We start from the raw sequence: 3454 nt of genomic DNA on the forward strand, positions 1-3454 counted from the left end.
CCGGCGCTGGCCCGGCTGCGCGCCGCACACGCGGACCTGCTCGCCGGCTGACCGCGTCCGCGCCGGCCGGGCCGGGTCTGCGCCGGCCACCGGCCCGAGGTCAGCCAGTGGCCGGGTAGGCGTGGGTTTCGGTCGCCTTGAGCGCCACCCAGACCCGCTGACCGGGGATCAGCCGTAGTTGGGCGGCGGCGGCCGGCGTGACATCCGCGGCCACACCGATCGGCCCGTCCAGCTGCACCCGCACGTTGTCGCCGTGCCGTTGGACTCCGGCCACCGTGCCCGCCCAGGTGTTGCGCGGGCTGCCCTCCGGTCGGGCCGGGTGCAGGGCCACCGCCGCCGGGCGGAACGCCACGAACGCCTCGCCGTCCAGCCGGTCGGCGACGGCGAGCGTCAGGTCCGGCGCGACCCGCACCGTGTGCCCGTCGGCGCGGCCCCGGTAGAGGTTCAGTCCGACCAGTCGGGCCACGTAGTCGGTGCGCGGGCGGGCGGTGACGCTCGGCCCATTGCCCTCCTGCACCACCCGCCCACCCTCGACGATGACCAGCCGGTCGGCCAACGCCAGCGCGTCCAGCGGGTCGTGGGTGACCAGCACCGTCGCGCCCGGATGCGCGGCGAGGTGCCGGTGCAGTTCCGCCCGGGTGTCCAACCGGGTACGGGCGTCCAGGGCGGCGAGCGGCTCGTCCAGCAGCAGCAGCGCCGGCGTCACGGCCAGCGCGCGCGCCAGCGCCACCCGCTGTGCCTGCCCGCCGGACAGCTGCCGGGGCCGGCGCAGCGCCTCCCCGGTCAGCCCCACCCGATCCAGCCAGTCCCGGGCCGTGGCCCGCGCCGCGCGCCGTCCACGCCGTGCCGGCGCGGCCCGAAGGCCACGTTGTCCAGTGCGCTCAGGTGCGGAAAGAGCAGGTAGTCCTGGAAGACCACGCCGATCGACCGGCGTTCGGTCGGCACCCAGCCGCGGTTCGCCGGCCGGTCCAGGTCGAGGCCGTCGAGCGTGACGTGCCCGGCCGTGAGGGGATGCAGCCCGGCCAGCGCGCGCAGCGCGGTGGTCTTGCCGGCGCCGTTCGGCCCGAGCAACGCGACCACCTCGCCGGGCGCGACCCGCAGCGGGACGTCGAGCCGGAAGGCGCCCCGGTCGACGACGATCCGGGCATCGAGCAGCGGAGGGCTCATGCGCTGGTCATCCAACGGTCCCGCAGTGCGACCAGGATGCCGACCGACACGACGAGCAGCACCAGGCTGAGCACGATCGCGGACTCCAGGTCGGTCTCCAACGCCAGGTACACGGCGAGCGGCATGGTCTGCGTCCGACCGGGATAGTTGCCGGCGAAGGTGATGGTGGCGCCGAACTCGCCCAGCGCCCGCGCCCAGCAGAGCACCGCCCCGGCGGCCAGACCGGGCGCCACCAGCGGCAACGTGACGTGGGTGAAGGTGGTCCACCGACCGGCGCCGAGAGTGGCGGCGGCCTCCTCGTAGCGGTGGTCGGCGGCGCGCAGCGCGCCCTCCACGGCGATGACCAGAAACGGCATGGCGACGAACGACTCGGCCAGCACGACACCCGCCGTGGTGAACGGCAGCGTGACGCCGAACGTGGCGTCCAGCCAGCCGCCGAGCAGCCCGCGCCGACCGAAGACCAGCAGCAGCGCCACGCCACCGACCACCGGCGGCAGCACCAGCGGCACGGTGACCAGGGCGCGGACCAGCCGTCGGCCGGGGAACTCCACCCGGGCCAGCAACCAGGCCAGCGGCACCCCGAGCAACAGGCAGAACACGGTGGCCAGCGTCGCGGTCTGCACCGACAACCGCAGCGCGGTCAGCGCTCCCGGCGCGGTGAGCCTCTGCGGCAGCGTCGTCCACGGCGCCCGGAGCACCAGCCCGGCCAGCGGCAGGACGAGGAAGAGCAGCCCCAATCCGGCGGGGATCAGCAACGCCGCCGGCACCCGCCCGCGCCGCCGGGGCGCGACGGTGTCGAGGACCCGACTCACGGCGCCTGGAACCCGGCCTCGGCGAGGACCGCCTGCGCCGGCGCCGAGTGGACGTACGCGACGAAGGCCCGCGCGCCGGCCGGATTCGGCGCGTCCGTCAGCGCGACGATCGGGTAGTCGTTCACCGCCCGCGCCGACTCTGCGAACTCGACGCCGGTCACGTCGGCGCTCGCCGCCCGTGCGTCCGTGCGGTAGACCAGGGCCGCGTCGACCTCGCCGAGTCGCACCTTCGCCAGCGCGCCCTTGACGTCCTGCTCCAGGGTCACCGGGGTCAGCGCGACACCGGCCGCGCCGAGGGTCGTCCGGGCCGCCGCGCCGCAGGGCACCTGCTCGGCGCAGAGCGCCACCTTCACCCCCGGGCGGGTCAGGTCGGCCAGCGCGGTCACCCCGTCCGGGTTGCCGTGGGGCACCGCGATCACCAGTTGGTTGCGGGCGAAGACGCTCGGCGTGCCGTCGGCGTTGCCGGCTTCGGTCACCGTGGCCATGTTCTTCGGGGCGGCCGAGGCGAAGACGTCCGCCGGTGCGCCCTGGTTGATCTGGTTGGCCAGGGCCGAGCTGCCGGCGAGGTTGAGGGTGACTCTGGTGCCCGGGTTGGCGGCCTCGAAGTCCCTGCCGATGCGGGTGAACGACTCGGTCAGGGATGCGGCGGCGAACACGGTCACCGTGCCGGCGACCCGACCGTCCGCGGCGGCACCCTCGGACGCCGGGTCGTCGGCGCGCCGCAGCCGGCCATCCCCAGCACCGTGATGGCCGCCACGGCGGCGGATGCCATACGCCTGCCCCACCCGGTCATCCGCCGATCCCTGCCCTGGTCGGGGTGGCGGGGGCAGCCCGCTCCACCACCACCGTGGTCGACTTGATGACCGCGACGGCCACCGAGCCGACCCGCAGGTCGAGGTCGTCGACCGCCTCCCGGCTCATCAGCGACACGACGCGGAACGGGCCGGCCTGGATGTCGACCTGGGCCATCACCGTGTCCTTGCGGACGTCGACGACGATGCCGCGCAGCCGGTTACGCGCGGAGGAGAACTCGGCGCCCGCGTCCGGGTCGGCGGCCTGGGCGCGGGCGAAGCCGGCCAGGTCGACGCCGTCGATGATCCGGTGACCGTGGCCGTCGCGCCCGGCGGGCAACCGCCCGGCGTCCACCCAGCGGCGGATGGTGTCGGCGCTGACGCCGAGCAGTTCGGCCGCCGCGCCGATCCGAAAGGTCGTCACCGGCTCACCTTAGACCTCGCAGGTGCAAGCTTGCAGGCCTGGCCCGGCCAGCATCTGCACACGCAGATAGGTGAACATCCCAGCAACTGCGCCACATCCACAGGCGAGCGGCGTCCTCCCGTTGCTTGCCCCAGAACGCCCGGGCCCCCGCATGATCGTGCTCAACCCAGGATCGAGTGGTGTGGGTGTGTCGTCGAGACCACTACTTCCTGGTTCGAGCACGATCTTGGCGCGGGGGCGCGGGGCGCGGGGCGCGGGGC

General features: G+C 74.8%; 2 protein-coding genes and 2 pseudogenes. All 4 read right to left on the minus strand.

Features of this window, described 5'->3' with window-relative positions; translation table 11 throughout:
* Positions 1 to 100: 100 nt before the first annotated feature.
* Positions 101 to 1167 (minus strand): annotated as a pseudogene (locus JNW91_RS30440) (ABC transporter ATP-binding protein).
* Positions 1164 to 1979 (minus strand): ABC transporter permease, encoded by an 816-nt coding sequence (locus tag JNW91_RS30445; protein WP_203178929.1) that lies wholly within the window; start codon positions 1977 to 1979, stop codon positions 1164 to 1166. The pseudogene JNW91_RS30440 and the gene JNW91_RS30445 overlap by 4 nt, the downstream one beginning before the upstream one ends.
* A pseudogene (gene modA / locus JNW91_RS30450) lies at positions 1976 to 2772 on the minus strand (molybdate ABC transporter substrate-binding protein). Before modA ends, JNW91_RS30445 begins: the two are co-directional and overlap by 4 nt.
* The gene (locus tag JNW91_RS30455; RefSeq protein WP_203178930.1) at positions 2769 to 3194 is read right to left on the minus strand and encodes a TOBE domain-containing protein; all 426 of its coding nucleotides are present in this window, start codon (positions 3192 to 3194) and stop codon (positions 2769 to 2771) included. The pseudogene modA and the gene JNW91_RS30455 overlap by 4 nt, the downstream one beginning before the upstream one ends.
* Positions 3195 to 3454: the final 260 nt, after the last annotated feature.

This window comes from Micromonospora parastrephiae, from assembly GCF_016802865.1.
Classification (GTDB): domain Bacteria; phylum Actinomycetota; class Actinomycetes; order Mycobacteriales; family Micromonosporaceae; genus Micromonospora; species Micromonospora parastrephiae.